Here is a 15798-nt window from a genome sequence, read left to right as displayed (position 1 = left end):
CTCCCACAGTTGACCGTATCCGTCCGGACAACTCGGTCAACTGTGGGAGCGGCGGTGCGGCGATCCGACTTGCTCGCGAAAGCGGCCTCGAAAACGACTAAGATCCTCAGTCGTTAATCAACTTCCCAGCCCGAATCGGCTCACGCCCCGCCACTTTCGCCTGCCATGTACCCGGTTGGGTGTAGCGCCCGCGATCGATAGCAAACAACACGCCACTGGTTCCGGCGCAAACTGTGGTGACCCGATCATTCAGCGGATCGACCACTTCAAACAGCGCATCCCCCTTCTCCACCCACTCACCCGAATCGCGCAGGAAACTGACGACCCCGTGATGCGGTGCGAACAGGTATTGAGTGCCTTCGAACGGCATGCCTTCACAGCATTCGCTCGGTGCCGCAGGCCAAGTGCCTTTGATGAAACCCTGCTCGGCGAGGAAGCCGAGAATCGCCTCGCAATTGGCTTGAGCCTGATCGACTCGCGTATCACCCATGCTGCCCAGCTCCAGCGTCGTCGCCAGGTTGGCCGGCGGGATCGCGGCCTCAGGGAAAGCCCTTGCCAGGCGCAACCACGGCGTTGAACACGACTCATCGAATGAGCTGCCGCCGGATTCTTCACAGAGCAACGCCACCCCGGCCTTCAAACCCGCCGCCAGGGATTGCCACTGCGGCCAGTGTTGCGGCAAGGCATACAAATGAATCGCCGCGTCGAAATCGCAATGCAGGTCGAGGGTGATGTCGGCCTCACAGGCATGGCGCAGCAGCAAGCGATGCATGGCTTCAAGCTGCGAGGTCGGCGCTGGCAAACCGTCAAGTACCTGGCCCATGGTTTGGCGAATCAGCGCGATGTTGGCCGCCGCGTCATTGCCCAAGCGATCACCAATCAACTCGGCCACCGGTGCGCCGAGTTCGACGAAGGAGCGGTTGAAGTTCTTGCCGCTGCCGAGCTCGAAGCGACCCATGTGGCTGCCTTGCAGGTGCTGATCAAGGCCAATGGGATTGGCCACCGGAACCAGTTCGATCACGCCCTGCAACTGACCCTGGGCTTCAAGTTCGGTCAAACGCTTCTTCAATTCCCAGGCCGTGCGCATGCCCGGCAGTTCATCAGCGTGCAGGCTGGCCTGGATGTAGACCTTGCGAGTGCCCGCGCCATAACGAAACACGCTGAGGGTGCGTTCGGTGCCTAGGTGGCTCCAGGGCAGTGAATGGTCGATGCGTTGCATGGGGTGCTCCTGTGTTCGCGTGTTGCGCAGAATAAATCATCAAGGCATAAAAAAAGTGGCAACCGCGTCAACGGTTGCCACTTTTTTGAACGGCGTGATTACTGGCCGTAAACGTCAAAGTCGAAGTACTTGTCCTGCACTTGCTTGTACTTGCCGTTGGCGCGGATTTCGGTGATGGCGGTGTTGAATTTCTCTGCCAGGGCGGTATCGCCCTTGCGCACAGCAATACCGGCGCCGCCACCGAAGTACTTGGCGTCTTCGTAGGTCGGGCCGACGAAAGCGAAGCCTTTACCGGCGTCGGTTTTCAGGAAACCGTCGTCCAGGTTGACCGAGTCGGCCAGCATCGCGTCGAGACGACCGGCGACCATGTCCAGGTTGGCTTCCTGCTGCGAGCCGTAACGAACCAGATTGATACCGGCCGGCACCAGCACTTCTGTGGCGAAGCGGTCGTGGGTACTGGCGCGCAGCACACCGACTTTCTTGCCTTTGAGTTCGGTCAGCGGGTCTTTGATGTCGGTGCCTTCCTTCATCACGAAGCGCGCCGGGGTGTGATAGTACTTGATGGTGAAGTCGACGTTCTTTTTGCGATCGTCGGTGATGGTCATGGACGACAGGATCGCGTCGATTTTCTTGACCTTCAGCGCCGGGATCAGGCCGTCGAACTCTTGCTCGACCCAGGTGCACTTCACTTTCATCTGCTCGCACAGCGCGTCGCCGATATCCACGTCGAAGCCGGTGAGTTTGCCGTCAGGGGTTTTCATCGAGAATGGCGGGTAACCGGCTTCGATACCGAGGCGGATCGGCTTGGCGTCTTCGGCCACAGCCGTCAGGGACAACATCGACAGTGCCAGGGCACCGAACATCACTAGCTTCTTCATTTATAACTCCTGTGTGCGGAGGCTTTTATTGGCAGCTTTCGGTAGCTGCTTCCGATTGGAGAGCACCGAAGTGGCCGGCAGTCTAGAGCGGCGCAAGGAGGGCAAATTGTGTTTAAGCGACAAATACTTATAGAAAAGTGGCCAACGGATTCAAGACCCTTGAAGCGTGCGCCAAGCCGGTGCAAAGACTGTAGGACAAGCCCTTTTTTCAGACAAAACCTACAAGCAAAAACTACAAGAGAGCCCTTATGCCTACGTTGAACCTGATCCAGCACCACCCCGCCGAAGGTCCTGGCGCCATTGCCACGTGGGCTGAGTCCCGAGGTTTGACGCTGAATGTGTTTCGCGCTGACCTCGGCCAGTTGCCGCCGTCGAGTGCAGCCCCCGTGATCCTGTTGGGCGGGCCTTATGAATCCAACGCCGGGCCAGCGTGGCTGGAAGCCGAACGCCAGTGGCTGGCGGGCAGTCTGGACCAAGGCGCGGCGGTTTTTGCGATTTGTCTGGGGGCGCAGTTGCTGGCGCTGAGCCTGGGCGGGAAGGTGCGGCGGATGGATCGAACCGAAACCGGATGGACGCCCGTGACCTTTGTCGATGGCCAGGCGTTGCAGGTGCTGGAATGGCACGAAGACGCCATCGACCTGCCGCCAAACGCGCAGTTGCTGGCCAGCAGTGATCAGTGCGAGCAGCAGATGTATCGCGTCGGGTCGACGCGGGTGGGTTTGCAGTTTCATCCGGAGTGGACGGCTGAATCGGTGGCCATGCTCAATGAACACTTTGGCGACGAGTCACCGCTGCCCCGGGGTCAACAGGACAGCGCCGCCTACGCAACCGTGTTCGAGTGGTTGCAGGCGACGCTGGATGGGTGGTGGGCATCCGTTTAGAAGCAAGATCAACATTCGCAACCGATCACGGTGCTGGCAGGCCGTCGCACCGCAACACTCAACTCAAACCCTTCATCCAGCCACCCGGTCACCCCGCCGATCATTTCCTTGACCGGGTAACCCAGCGCCGCCAGTTTCACGGCAGCCTTGTTGGCACCGTTGCAGTGGGGCCCGGCGCAATACACCACGAACACGCTGGTTTTCGGGTAGGCCGCCAGACCTTCAGCGCTCAGCAGTCGCCCCGGAATATTGATCGCTCCCGGCACATGGCCACGCTCAAACGCGAGCGGACCTCGCACGTCCACCAGGACAAAATCCACCTCGCCGGCCTGTTGGCTCCCGTAGACGTCGGAACAGTCGGTTTCGAAGGTCAGACGGTTGCTGAAATGCATCAGGGCGATGGCCGATGGGGCGGCGGGAATCTCGCGGACCAAGCTGGTCATGGGCTGTACTCCAAAGTCTCGGTGGGTGTGAGAAGACTTTATCCGCCCGATGCTTGCGGCTACAGTGGCGCACAAGACACTCATCGGGAACTTTCCGCCAAATGCAGCCCATCCCTGGATTGGTCACGATTCTGGCCTACGACGGCCTCTGTACATTCGAGTTCGGCATCGCCGTAGAGATTTTCGGCCTGGCCCGTCCGGAGTTCGATTTCCCTTGGTACGAGCACCGGATCGCCGCCGTGGATCAAGGCCCGATGCGCGCCATGGGCGGCATTCAGGTGATGGCCGATGGCGGTATGGAGCTGCTCGAGAACGCCCGGACCATCATCATTCCCGGCTGGCGTGATCGCAGCGCCCCGGTGCCCGAGGCATTGATCGCGGCCCTGCGCCAGGCCCATACACGGGGGGCGCGGCTGCTGTCGATCTGCTCGGGTGTGTTCGTGCTGGCGGCCACCGGTTTGCTCGACGGTCGCGGCGCCACCACGCACTGGCGTTACACCGCTGAGTTGGCCGAGCGTTTTCCGAACATTCTGGTGGACCCGGACGTGCTCTATGTCGATTCCGGTCAGCTGATCACCTCGGCCGGCAGCGCTGCCGGTATCGATGCCTGCCTGCATTTGGTGGCGCGGGACTTCGGTACGCAAGTGGCCAACTCGGTGGCGCGGCGGCTGGTGATGTCGCCGCAACGCACCGGAGGTCAGGCGCAGTTCATTCCGACACCGGTCAGTCCTACGCCGCGTAGCGATTTGTCGCGCGTCATGCAGTGGGCACGCGAGCGTTTGCACGAACCGCTGGAGGTACGCGAGCTGGCGAGTGAGGCGGCCATGAGTGAACGGACGTTTCTGCGCCGTTTCACGGAAGCCACCGGCATGCCGCCCAAAGCCTGGTTGCAGCATGAGCGCCTGGGCCGGGCTCGGGAGTTGCTTGAAAGCACCCACCAGAACACTGACCAGATTGCCCAGCGCTGCGGTTATCGCTCGGTGGAGAGTTTTCGGGTGGCGTTTCGCAGCGTGGTCGGGGTGCCGCCGTCGGTGTATCGGGAGCGGTTTGGGCGTGAGGTTAAAGCAATTTTTTGAAGTGTGTTTGAGGGCCTCTTCGCGAGCAAGCCCGCTCCCACAGTAGACCGCGTCCGTCCAGACAACTCGGTCAACTGTGGGAGCGGGCTTACTCGCGAAGGCGTCAGCCCAAACACCGATGCACTCAAGGCTTGCGCAGCAGATACGTATCCATAATCCACCCATTGGCCAACCGAGCGGCCTTGCGCACCCGTTCGATCTCATCCGCCACATCCTTGAGCTTGCCGCTGATCAGAATTTCATCCGGCGTCCCCAGGTAGGCCCCCCAATAAATCTCTGCCTCCTGATCCGCCACCTGATGGTAGGAGTCCTCCGCATCCAGCATCACCACCAGGCTGTCGGCATCACTCACCTGCCCGGCCGCCAGCCGTCGGCCGGTTGTGATTTCAATCGAGCGGCCAATGCGGTTCAGCGGCACCTTATGTTGCGCAGCCAGCGCCTGAACACTGGTGATGCCGGGGATCACTTCAAATTCGAAGACGCACCGGCCTGAGGCCAGAATCGCCTGCAAGATCCGGATCGTGCTGTCGTACAACGCCGGATCGCCCCACACCAGAAAACCGGCGCACTGGTCGTCAGTCATTTCCTCGCTGATCAACCGTTCGAAGGTCTGCTGCTTGGCCAGGTTCAGGTCTTCTACGCTGGCCTTGTAGTCCACATCACCGCGTTCGCGTTCCGGGCTGTGGGCTTCGACAAAGCGGTAGTCGCGATCGATGATGTAGCGCTCGCAGATCTCGCGGCGCAGGTCGATCAGTTTGTCTTTGCTCTGGCCCTTGTCCATGACGAAAAATACATCGACAAGGTTCAGCGCTTTCACGGCTTGCATCGTGATGTAGTCGGGGTTGCCGGCGCCGATGCCGATGACCAGAAGTTTTTTCATCAATGTGCTCCCTCAGAGTCAGTGCCCAGCAAGCGTAAGCGCCAGCGACCGTTGAACCGCAACTCGATGGCCGACAGCGGTTCAACGTCGATCAGGTTGAACGCTGCGCCTTGCAGCACCTGCGTCAGCGCGGCGCGCATGACAAACGGATGGGTGATGGCAACGATGTGCCCCGGTGTGGCCTCCAGCGTTTTCAGCCAAGCGGCCACCCGCTCACCGAGTTGCACCACCGACTCGCCACCGTGGGGCGCCGAATTCGGGTCATCGAGCCAGATCTGCAGCGTTTCAGCTGCGGTTTTTTGCAGATCGTCGATCCGTACGCCGTTCCAGAGCCCGAAATCGCAATCCCTCAATGCCGCGACAATCTCCACGTCGCTGCCGAACAACTCGGCGGTTTGCCGGGTTCGCAGTTCAGGTCCACACACCAGTCGCGGCGTCCCCTTGAACTGAGCACGACGCGATCCCCTTGCCAATTGCCAATCCATCTCTATTGGCTCATTCGTAGGAAAACACGCCAATTTCTGTGCGACGGTTCGAGCGTGGCACATCAGGGTCAAACGGGTCGCCTGCACGAAGGATCACTCTGTCGATGGAAATTGAGAACGGCGTCACGCCGCGAATAATTGCCCAATTGTGCCGCAAGAAGCGCGATCCAGGGCGTTTCGTTTGATCCGGCCATCCAGGTTCGAAAACTTGATACACCTGAAAAAATCGGCAATATCCGATATCACTATGGGCGATGGCCTACAAGCTCAGTCGACTTCCATGTAGCCCAATGCCCACGGGGTTTTCGCTCTATTTTGGGGTTTTGAAAAACCATTGAAAAATTCACTAGACATGTCGAGTCCGCTACATAAATACTGTTTTAGCAATTTATGAAATGAAACCGACACATCCATCCAGCAGGAGCCCGGATGCCTTCTCTCAGAGACCTGATCACCGATCCCGGCCTGGAACTTACGCCGTCGGAACGCAAAGTCATCCGTGCCTTGCTGGACCAGTACCCGCGTAACGGACTGGGCCCGATGTCGCGTTTGGCCGAACATGCCGGTGTCAGCGATCCCACTATCGTGCGACTGGTCAAAAAACTGGGTTTCAGCGGTTATGCCGATTTCCAGGATGCCCTGCTCAGCGACATGGACCACCGCCTCCGTTCCCCCAGCGCCCTGTTGCAGCCTCGCTCTCATCTTCAGAAAGGTGACGCCTGGAGCCATTATCTGGCGGATAGCCATCGAGCGCTGGCGGACACCCATGCGCTGACCCAACCCGAAGATGTGCGGATTCTGGTGGAGTGGCTGCTCGACACCCGCCATCAGGTGCATTGCTTCGGCGGGCGCTTCAGCAGTTTCCTCGCCAATTACTTGCTCAACCACCTGCGCCTGCTGCGTCCAGGCTGTTTCGCCCTGGAAGACAACGCGCAACTGCCTGACCGATTGTTCGACGTGCAGCGTCAGGACGTGGTGCTGGTGTTCGATTATCGCCGCTACCAGTCACAGGCCCTGCGCGTGGCCAATGCGGCGAAAAGTCAATATGCACGCGTGGTGTTGTTCACCGACATCTATGCTTCACCGTTGCGGGAAATGGCCGACCTGATTATCAGTGCGCCGGTGGAATCGGTGTCGGCCTTCGACTCCCTGGTTCCGGCGCTGGCTCAGGTCGAGGCGCTGATTGCCTGCCTGACCTTGCGCAGTCCGGATCTGGCCGATCGCCTGGAAGGCATCGACGCCCTGCGGACCGACTTCGACACCCATCTGCTGGAGGATAAATAAGGATGTTCAAGCTCCCCCACCACTCACCCCGGGATTTGCCATTCGTCACCGATCACACCGCGCTGTTGCTGGTGGACATGCAACGCGCCTGGCTGGAGCCGCAGTTCGACCCGCACCTCAACGGACCGGACGCCGAGTACTTCCTGACCCGCACCCACATGCAGGTGGTGCCCAATCAACGCCGGTTGCTCAGCGCCTTTCGCAGCTCCCGGCAAAACGTGCTGCACACGATCATCGAAAGCCTCACCGCCGACGGCCGCGACCGCTCGCTGGACCACAAACTCTCGGACATGCACTTGCCCAAGGGCAGCCCGCAAGCGCGGATCATTGACGACCTGACCCCGGCAGAAAACGAAATTGTGCTGCCCAAGACCTCGTCCGGGGTCTTCAACTCAACCAACATCGACTACGTGCTGCATAACCTCGGGACGCGACACCTGATCATCGCCGGCATCGTCACCGACCAGTGCGTGGACATGGCGGTGCGTGACGCCGCGGACCGCGGCTACCTGGTAACGCTGGTGGACGATGCCTGCGCAACCTACACAGCCGAGCGGCATCAGGCCTGCCTGGATGCAATCAAAGGTTACTGCTGGATTACCGACACACAGACTGTGCTCGGCCGATTGCAGGAGATGCAGCCATGAGCGAGCGCCTGCTGCCACTGCCCATGACCACCCTCGTCACCACCGACCTGATCGGCGTGACACGCGGGCGCTCCTTTCCCACGGACGAACTCGAACACTATCAAAGGACAGGTTGTGGCTGGGTGCCGGCCAACAGTGCGCTGACCCCGCAAGACATCATCGCCTACGCCAACCCGTGGGGCGCTTATGGCGATTTGCGGCTGATGCCTGATCCGGCCAGCCGAGTGACGGTCAGTAACGGCCCGGATGCCAACGCTCCGGCGCTGGATTTTATTCACAGCGACATTCGCGAAACCGATGGCCGCCCATGGGGTGCCTGCCCGCGTACGGTGTTACGCAACGAGGTAGAGCGTTATCGCGCCGAGTTGGGCTTGCAGGTCAATGCGGCGTTCGAGCATGAATTCAACTTGAACACCGGCGACGTCGAACATCTGGCGTTTTCTCTGCAAGCCCAGCGTCAGGGTGCTGAGTTTGGCGGTTGGCTGCTCAGCGCCCTGCGTGCCGGTGGCGTCGAACCGGAAATGTTCCTGCCCGAGTACGGCAAGCATCAGTACGAAATCACCTGTCGCCCGACCCTTGGGGTGGCCGCTGCCGATCGCGCGGTGAACGTTCGTGAAATCACCCGCGAGATCGCCCGGCAAATGGGCCTGGAGTTGAGCTTCGCGCCCAAGACCTCGGAGCATGCGGTGTGCAACGGCGTGCACCTGCACGTCAGCCTGCTCGACCTGGCTGGCCAACCGGTGATGTACGACGCCGGCACCACCAATGGCTTGTCGACCCTCGGCCAGCACTGGGCCGCCGGCATCCTGCATCACCTGCCGGCGCTCTGTGCGTTTACCGCGCCGACGCCGGTGTCTTACGAGCGTTTGCAGCCTCATCACTGGAGCGCGTCCTACGCGTGCCTCGGGCAACGCAACCGCGAAGCGGCGCTGCGAATCTGCCCGACGACAAGCCTGGGCGGCAAATCGGTGGCATCGCAATTCAACCTGGAATTTCGCGCCATGGACGCCACGTCCTCGCCGCACCTGGCCATGGCCGCGCTGCTGATTGCCGGTCGGCTGGGCATCGAGCAACGCCTGGCCTTGAACGCAATCACCGATGAAGTCCCCGACTCCCTGAACGAAGAGCAACGCCAGGCGCGCGGCATCGTCGCCCTGCCCGCGTCCCTTGCCCAGGCCCTGGACTGCCTGCGCAACAGCGAAGCACTGATTGAAGCCCTGCCGAGCGTGTTGCTGGACACCTACTTCGCCCTTAAAACCGAGGAACTGACGCTGACGGAACAGCTGTCGCCCGCCGAACGCTGTGAGCACTATGCGCGCCTGTACTGAATCTGCTGAGCTCGGTCTTTACACCGAGCCCGCGTACACCCTGAGCCGGGAAGACTCCGGCCACCCGTTGATTCTGGTGTGCGAGCACGCCAGCCGTTTTATTCCGGCCGGGTTAAATGACCTGGGCCTGAGTCACGAGGCGGCCCGTGAGCACATCGCCTGGGACATCGGCGCCCTGGCGCTGGCCGAGGGCTTGTCCCGAGCATTGGGCGCAACGCTGTTGGTGGCCAATTATTCGCGACTGTTGGTCGACCTCAACCGACCGCGTCAAGCCCCGGACAGCATTCCGGCGCAGAGCGAGATTTATCAGGTGCCGGGCAACCGGGACCTGGACGAAGCCACCCGCGAGTATCGACGGCAATCTTTGTTCGAGCCGTTTCACTCGCGTCTGACAGACTTGATCGACAAACGTGTCGCTCAAGGCCGGCCGGTGCGGGTGGTGGGGGTTCACAGTTTCACGCCGGTCTATCACGGCCAGCCTCGTGCGCTGGAAATCGGCGTGTTGTTTGGCGAGGGCAGGGAATATGCCCAGCGTTTGATCGATGGCTTAAGCCAGCATCCATTGAAGGTTGCCGGTAATGAGCCATACAAAATCAATACGCTGGGCGACATGACCGTGCCGGTCCATGGCGATGCAAGAGGCCTGGAGTCGGTGTTGATCGAGGTGCGCAACGACCTGCTGCGCACGCCTGAAGACGTCCGTCGATTTACTGAATACCTGGCGCCACTGTTGTAAAGCAATCGCCACACACTCGCAGCCTGTAGCTGCTTACATATCAAGGAGAACCGCTTCATGGAAATAGAGGAATTCGGCTACAAGCAAGAGTTGAAACGCAGCCTGTCACTGACAGACCTGGTGGTGTACGGGATGATCTTCATGATCCCCATCGCACCGTTTGGTGTTTATGGCTACGTCAACGCCGAGGCGCCGGGACTGGTACCGCTGGCCTACATCATCGGCATGGTGGCGATGCTCTTTACTGCCCTGAGTTACGGCAGCATGGCCCGGGCCTTTCCGATTGCCGGTTCGGTTTACTCCTATGCGGGACGGGGCCTGAACCAGCACGTAGGGTTTATCGCCGGTTGGCTGATGCTCCTCGATTACCTGCTTATTCCGCCGCTGCTGTATGTATACGCGGCCATGGCCCTGAATCATTTGTACCCGGACATTCCGAAGGTCGGTTTCATTCTGGCCTTTCTGGTCAGCGCGACCTTCGTCAACTTGCGGGGCATCACCTTCACCGCGCGAATGAATATCATCTTTCTGCTGGCGCAACTGGTGGTGCTGGGGATCTTCCTGTTTTACGCCTGGAACGCGCTGCACAGTGGCGGCGGCAACGGCCAGCTGACACTGGCGCCGTTGTACAACCCCGAGACGTTCAACTTCGCCCTGCTGATGCAAGCGGTGTCGATTGCGGTGCTGTCATTCCTCGGTTTCGATGCGATTTCCACCCTCGCCGAAGAGATCAAGGGTGACCCGGGCCGCAGCGTCGGCAAGGCCGCGCTGATCACGCTGGTGGTCATGGGCGTGATCTTCGTCGTGCAGACCTGGATTGCGACGGATCTGGCGGCCGGCATGGGTTTCAAATCGGCTGACACGGCTTTTTATGAAATCGCTGAACTCGCGGCCGGCAGCTGGCTGGCCACCCTGACCGCCGTGGCGACAGCGCTGGCCTGGGGTGTTGCGGTGGCAATCACCTCTCAAGCAGCGGTGTCTCGTCTGCTGTTTGGCATGGCCCGGGACGGCAAGCTGCCAAAGGTACTGGCCAAAGTTCATCCCAAACACAACACGCCGTACGTGAGCATCTACCTGGTGGCCGTGCTGTCGCTGGTGATCTGCTACCTGTTCATCAACTCGGTGGACACCCTCACCTCACTGGTGAACTTCGGCGCACTGAGCGGTTTCATGTTGCTGCACCTGACGGTCATCAACTACTACTGGCGTCGGCAGAAATCCGGCCAGGTGATCCGTCACCTGATCTGCCCGGTGATCGGCTTCATCATTGTCGCGGCCATCATGTACAACATGGGCGTCGATGCACAGAAACTCGGCCTGATCTGGATTGCCCTGGGCCTGGTCTACCTGTTTGTACTCAACAAGGTGGGCACCCGCACGGTACTGCCCGACCCAAGCAACGGCTGACAAGAAAAAGAGCGGCGTCTGACAAAAAATCAGGCGACCGCCGATTTAACGCGTGGAAACCGACAGTGATAGTCAGGTTCGGTGCCAACCGCCGAACCCTTTGATACAGGAGTGCATCCATGCTGGTCTTACGCCCAGTCGAGTTAACCGACCTGCCCCAGTTGCAACAACTGGCGCGCGACAGTCTGGTAGGCGTCACGTCTTTGCCGGACGACACCGAATGCCTGCGCGAGAAGATTCTCGACTCCTGCGCCTCATTCGAAAAAGACGTTGAGGGTCATGGCCCGGAGAACTATTTCTTCGTGCTGGAAGATCTGACTCGAGAGCGTTTGGTGGGCTGCTCGGAGATCCTTGCCACCGCCGGTTTCAGCGAGCCGTTCTACAGCCTGCGCAACCGGCATTTCACCAGCGCCTCGCGGGAGCTGAACATCGAGCACGGCGTGCCCGCGCTGTCGTTGTGTCACGACCTCAGCGGCCATACCTTGCTGCGAGGGTTTCATATTGACGCGACGCTGGTGCGCACACGGTTCTCTGAACTGCTGTCCCGGGCGCGGTTATTGTTCATCGCCGCCCACTCGCAGCGATTTTCCGAAGCCGTCATCACCGAGATCGTCGGCTTCAGCAGCGATGAAGGACACTCGCCATTCTGGGATGCGGTGGGCAAGCATTTCTTCGACCTGCCCTACGTCGAGGCCGAGCGACTTTGCGGCCTGGAAAGCCGAACCTTCCTCGCCGAACTGATGCCGCAATACCCGATCTACGTGCCGATGCTGCCGCAGGCTGCGCAGGACTGCATCGGTCGTATCCACCCCGATGGCCAGGAGGCCTTCGATATCCTCGAGCGCGAAGGCTTCGAAACCAACAGCTACATCGACCTGTTCGACGGCGGTCCGACATTGTATGCGCGCACTCCCGGCATCCGCTCCATCGCCCAGAGCCAGACCGGCACGGCTCGGCTGGATTCGCCCATCGACGCACGCGGCAGCTATCTGGTGAGCAACGATTCGCTGAAGGACTATCGCGCCATCGTCGCCGATCTGGATTACCAGGCCGGACAACCTGTGAAGTTGAGCGCCGAGATGTGCACCGCCCTGAACGTCACCGAAGGCAGCCCGATCCGGCTGATCGACCTGTGAGCATCACCCGGCCCCGCGCCCAACGACAGCGCCCGAGCGGGCGTGCAGAAGGAGTTGCATCATGATTGTCCGCCCGGTTCACGTCACCGACCTGCCCGCCTTGCTGAACCTGGTGTACCAGGCAGGCCCTGGCTTCACCACCCTACCGGCCAACGAGGAACGCCTGACCCACCGGGTGCGCTGGGCCCAACGAACCTTCGCCGAACAGGTCGAACGCGCCGATGCCGATTACCTCTTCGTGCTCGAAGACGACGATCAGCAATTGGTGGGCGTCAGTGCCCTGGTGGGCGCCGTGGGCCTGCGCGAACCCTGGTACAACTACCGGGTCGGGCTCACGGTAAGTTCGTCACCGGACCTGGGTATCCGGCGACAGATCCCGACATTGTTCCTGAACAATGAAATGACCGGCCAATCGGAGATTTGCTCGCTGTTTCTGCGACCCGATCAACGCCAGGGCAGTAACGGTCGATTGCTGTCGTTGGGGCGTTTGTTTTTTGTGGCCGAGTTTCCGCACCTGTTCGGCGACAAACTCATCGCCGAACTGCGTGGCAGCGCCGACGAACAAGGCTGTTCACCGTTCTGGGACAGCCTGGGCCGGCACTTCTTCAAGATGGATTTCAGCCACACCGATCACTTGTCGGGGCTGGGCAACAAGTCGTTCATCGCTGAACTGATGCCACGCCAACCGCTCTACACCTGCCTGCTCACCGAACAGGCCCAGGCCGTGATCGGCAAGGCGCATCCGAACACCGAACCGGCGCTGAAAATCCTCACCGCCGAAGGTTTTGCCCATAAGGGTTACATCGACATCTTCGACGCCGGCCCGGTGATCGAAGCCCCGGTCTCGAATATCCGCACCGTGCGCGACAGTCAACCGCTGCTGCTGGCCATCGGCACGCCCGACGAGCAGGCCCCGGTGTGGCTGATCCACAACCGTCGCCTGGAAAACTGCCGCATCACCGCCGCCCAGGCCAGGCAGGTGGGCAACAGCCTGATCGTCGACCGCCTCACCGCCAAACGCCTGCAACTGCAACCCGGCAACTCGGTACGCGCCGTGCCGCTGCTCAATCAACAACAGCAGTCGGTGGCGGCGTGACCGACGGTGGTCCGTCCGCCTCTGCAAATTCGTCATCATCCTTCCCCCGCTCGCGTGATAGCCTTTTGTTCCTTCGGCGTTGACACTTTTGCTCAAGCCCTTCCATTCCCATTGCAGTGGTGGAACTCATATGTCCAGGCTTTCTCATCAAGATTTGCGCCGTAACTTTCGCGAGCTGTTCGCTTCCAGCACCTGCTATCACACGGCGTCGGTCTTCGACCCGATGTCGGCCCGCATTGCCGCTGACTTGGGTTTTGAAGTGGGGATCCTGGGCGGTTCGGTCGCATCGTTGCAGGTACTGGGCGCCCCCGACTTTGCCTTGATCACCCTCAGTGAGTTTGCCGAGCAGGCCACTCGCATTGGCCGTGTCGCCCAATTGCCGGTCATCGCCGACGCCGACCACGGCTACGGCAACGCGCTGAACGTCATGCGCACCATCGTCGAACTTGAGCGCGCCGGCATCGCCGCCCTGACCATTGAAGACACGTTGCTGCCCGCCCAGTTCGGCCGCAAATCCACCGACCTGATCGGGGTGGCGGAAGGCGTCGGCAAGATCCGCGCAGCACTGGAAGCACGGGTCGACTCGGAAATGGCAATCATCGCCCGCACCAACGCCGGGATCCTGCCGGCGCAGGAAGTCATCAGCCGTACCTGTCATTACCAGCAGGCCGGTGCGGACGGGATTTGCATGGTGGGCGTGCGGGACTTCGACCACCTCGAACAAATCGCCGAGCACCTGAGCGTGCCGCTGATGTTGGTCACCTACGGCAACCCGTTGCTGCGCGACGATAAACGCCTGGCCGAACTGGGCGTGCGGGTCACCATCGACGGCCACGGCGCCTACTTCGCCGCGATCAAGGCCACGTATGACAGCCTGCGGGAACAACGGCAGATCTTTACTCAGGCGTCGGACCTGAATGCGACCGAGTTGACCCACACCTATACGCAGCCTGAGGAATACATCCGTTGGGCGGAAGAGTTTATGAGCGTGAAGGAGTAACCGATTCCACCGAAAAGATCGCAGCCTTCGGCAGCTCACAGGGTGTACGCCATCTCTATGTAGGTGCTGCCGCAGGCTGCGATCTTTTGATCTTGCCTACACCGCGGCTTTGAACCCCTCCTCCCGCTGCAACGCCCGCGCCTGAACCACATCCAGCATCGCGCAGCCTTCGCGCATCAGCAGATGAACCGCCCGGGTAACGCGCATCAGATCGCAATCGGAAATGTCTTTGAGGTTCAGGCTGGACAAGGTGTCCGCCAGATCACCGGCCAGTGCGGGGGGCAGCGGCTGATTAGCCATAGGTCACCCCGGCATCGATCAGATGAATGGATGAGCAGTTCGCCCATTGCCCACCATTGGAAGCCTGTTCGCAGGCATAGGAGGTTTTGATGTCGGATTCGAAAACGCAGGCTACCGCACCGCCTGGCAAGTGGAACTCAACCCCATCAACCGGGCTGTCCTTGCCGATCGATTTCCACACGCCGTCCAGTTCGAAGACGTCCGCCACCTCCGTCCCGTCGACGTCATCACCGGCGGTTTTCCCTGCCAAGACATCAGCCTTGCCGGCGCCAGACCCAGCAACAAAGAAACCCGAGGCCTGCGTGGCCAACGCAGCGGCCTATTCTGGGAAGTCATACGAGTCCTCAAAGAGACACAACCTCGCTGGGTGGTGCTTGAGAATGTCGTTAACCTGCTCGCTATCAACGATAGCCAAGACTTTGAAAAGTCATCCGGGCCCTTGCGCAATGCGGGTATGTGGGATTCTGGCGAGTGCTTAATGCTCAATATTTCGGAGTCCCCCAGCAACGTCGTCGCGTATTCCTGGTCGCAGGTTACAGACGAATGCCCCCCATGGAGCTGCTGGCTGACGCCGCGCCAGTGGAAGCAATACCTCCAGCGTCTAGCAAGATCGCGTGGCCACGCCCAGCGGATGCATGGGCTGCCAATACTCTATTGGCAAACAAAGCAGGCTCCCAAATCGCTATGGGCTGTACCACTTTCGTCGCTCAACCGAACGGATGGCATCAGATGGCTGAGCGGCAGCGAGCGTCTGAAGATGATGGGCTTTGCCTCGGAGTGGATGCGGCCAACCTTGCAGAGGCTTTCGCTGCCGGAAACGCCGTCGTTACGCAAATCGCGCAATGGATTGCCGAAAAGCTAATTAAGGCACACTAAAAACAAAGGCAGCAGAGACGACCATCTCCGCTGCCTAACCCCAACGTCTCAGTTTCCGAAATTCCCTTGCACCACACGCAACAAACCTAAACTCCATTTACCTCGCACCAGCGCCCGAGTTTTTCG

16 protein-coding genes and 1 pseudogene are annotated in these 15798 nt (G+C 60.4%); 11 read left to right on the top strand and 6 right to left on the bottom strand.

All coding sequences use genetic code 11. The annotated features are described in order from the left end of the window. Positions 1 to 106 precede the first annotated feature (106 nt). Positions 107 to 1219 carry a succinylglutamate desuccinylase/aspartoacylase family protein gene (locus FQ187_RS13330; RefSeq protein ID WP_149629849.1) on the bottom strand — a complete coding sequence of 371 codons (1113 nt, stop codon included), beginning with the start codon at positions 1217 to 1219 and terminating at the stop codon, positions 107 to 109. 98 nt (positions 1220 to 1317) lie between these two features. Further along, positions 1318 to 2097: an ABC transporter substrate-binding protein gene (locus FQ187_RS13325; protein ID WP_056746669.1), complete on the bottom strand. Its 780-nt coding sequence runs from the start codon at positions 2095 to 2097 to the stop codon at positions 1318 to 1320. A gap of 248 nt (positions 2098 to 2345) precedes the next feature. Between FQ187_RS13325 and FQ187_RS13320 the strand changes: the two genes are divergently transcribed. Next, positions 2346 to 2978: a type 1 glutamine amidotransferase gene (locus FQ187_RS13320; RefSeq protein ID WP_149629848.1), complete on the top strand. Its 633-nt coding sequence runs from the start codon at positions 2346 to 2348 to the stop codon at positions 2976 to 2978. A gap of 8 nt (positions 2979 to 2986) precedes the next feature. Here the strand turns inward: FQ187_RS13320 and FQ187_RS13315 are convergent, their stop codons facing one another. Continuing rightward, positions 2987 to 3421 (bottom strand): rhodanese-like domain-containing protein, encoded by a 435-nt coding sequence (locus tag FQ187_RS13315; protein ID WP_149629847.1) that lies wholly within the window; start codon positions 3419 to 3421, stop codon positions 2987 to 2989. Between the two features lie 101 nt (positions 3422 to 3522). On the opposite strand from FQ187_RS13315, the gene ftrA reads away from it, so the two are divergent. After that, a complete protein-coding gene (gene ftrA / locus FQ187_RS13310) occupies positions 3523 to 4497 on the top strand; it encodes a transcriptional regulator FtrA (RefSeq protein WP_149629846.1) in 975 nt (324 codons plus the stop codon). A 124-nt stretch (positions 4498 to 4621) separates the two neighbouring features. On the opposite strand, the gene cobF is transcribed toward ftrA, so the two are convergent. Both cobF and FQ187_RS13300 read right to left on the bottom strand, forming a co-directional pair. Further along, positions 4622 to 5377, bottom strand: a complete 756-nt coding sequence (gene cobF / locus FQ187_RS13305; RefSeq protein WP_149629845.1) for a precorrin-6A synthase (deacetylating) — start codon at positions 5375 to 5377, stop codon at positions 4622 to 4624. Next, complete coding sequence (locus FQ187_RS13300; RefSeq protein ID WP_149629844.1) at positions 5377 to 5949, bottom strand: histidine phosphatase family protein; 573 nt, start codon at positions 5947 to 5949, stop codon at positions 5377 to 5379. The genes cobF and FQ187_RS13300 overlap by 1 nt, the downstream gene beginning before the upstream one ends. Positions 5950 to 6291: 342 nt before the next feature. On the opposite strand from FQ187_RS13300, the gene FQ187_RS13295 reads away from it, so the two are divergent. From FQ187_RS13295 to FQ187_RS13260, 8 genes are all read left to right on the top strand, one after another. After that, complete coding sequence (locus FQ187_RS13295) at positions 6292 to 7146, top strand: MurR/RpiR family transcriptional regulator (protein ID WP_149629843.1); 855 nt, start codon at positions 6292 to 6294, stop codon at positions 7144 to 7146. Between the two features lie 2 nt (positions 7147 to 7148). Then, a complete protein-coding gene (locus FQ187_RS13290; RefSeq protein ID WP_149629842.1) occupies positions 7149 to 7793 on the top strand; it encodes an isochorismatase family cysteine hydrolase in 645 nt (214 codons plus the stop codon). Beyond that, on the top strand, positions 7790 to 9121 hold the full coding sequence (locus FQ187_RS13285; RefSeq protein WP_149629841.1) for a glutamine synthetase family protein: 1332 nt from the start codon (positions 7790 to 7792) through the stop codon (positions 9119 to 9121). Before FQ187_RS13290 ends, FQ187_RS13285 begins: the two co-directional genes overlap by 4 nt. Then, complete coding sequence (locus FQ187_RS13280; RefSeq protein ID WP_149629840.1) at positions 9105 to 9857, top strand: N-formylglutamate amidohydrolase; 753 nt, start codon at positions 9105 to 9107, stop codon at positions 9855 to 9857. The genes FQ187_RS13285 and FQ187_RS13280 overlap by 17 nt, the downstream gene beginning before the upstream one ends. A gap of 57 nt (positions 9858 to 9914) precedes the next feature. Further along, on the top strand, positions 9915 to 11264 hold the full coding sequence (locus FQ187_RS13275; protein ID WP_149629839.1) for an APC family permease: 1350 nt from the start codon (positions 9915 to 9917) through the stop codon (positions 11262 to 11264). A gap of 119 nt (positions 11265 to 11383) precedes the next feature. Then, positions 11384 to 12400: an arginine N-succinyltransferase gene (locus FQ187_RS13270; protein WP_149629838.1), complete on the top strand. Its 1017-nt coding sequence runs from the start codon at positions 11384 to 11386 to the stop codon at positions 12398 to 12400. Between the two features lie 61 nt (positions 12401 to 12461). Continuing rightward, positions 12462 to 13496, top strand: coding sequence for an arginine N-succinyltransferase (gene astA, locus FQ187_RS13265; protein ID WP_149629837.1), 1035 nt, complete (start codon positions 12462 to 12464; stop codon positions 13494 to 13496). Between the two features lie 130 nt (positions 13497 to 13626). Further along, positions 13627 to 14496 (top strand): oxaloacetate decarboxylase, encoded by an 870-nt coding sequence (locus FQ187_RS13260; RefSeq protein WP_149629836.1) that lies wholly within the window; start codon positions 13627 to 13629, stop codon positions 14494 to 14496. A 96-nt stretch (positions 14497 to 14592) separates the two neighbouring features. Here FQ187_RS13260 and FQ187_RS13255 read toward each other — a convergent pair whose 3' ends face one another. Next, a complete protein-coding gene (locus FQ187_RS13255) occupies positions 14593 to 14796 on the bottom strand; it encodes a hypothetical protein (protein ID WP_149629835.1) in 204 nt (67 codons plus the stop codon). A 46-nt stretch (positions 14797 to 14842) separates the two neighbouring features. Here FQ187_RS13255 and FQ187_RS30910 point away from each other — a divergent pair. Beyond that, positions 14843 to 15672: pseudogene (locus tag FQ187_RS30910) on the top strand (DNA cytosine methyltransferase). The last annotated feature ends 126 nt before the right edge of the window (positions 15673 to 15798 follow it).

The sequence above is a fragment of the Pseudomonas sp. ANT_J28 genome (genome assembly GCF_008370005.1).
Lineage (GTDB): Bacteria > Pseudomonadota > Gammaproteobacteria > Pseudomonadales > Pseudomonadaceae > Aquipseudomonas > Aquipseudomonas frigoris.
The sequence above is the reverse complement of the archived record's forward strand: the minus strand, read 5'-3'. Positions and strand labels throughout refer to the sequence as shown.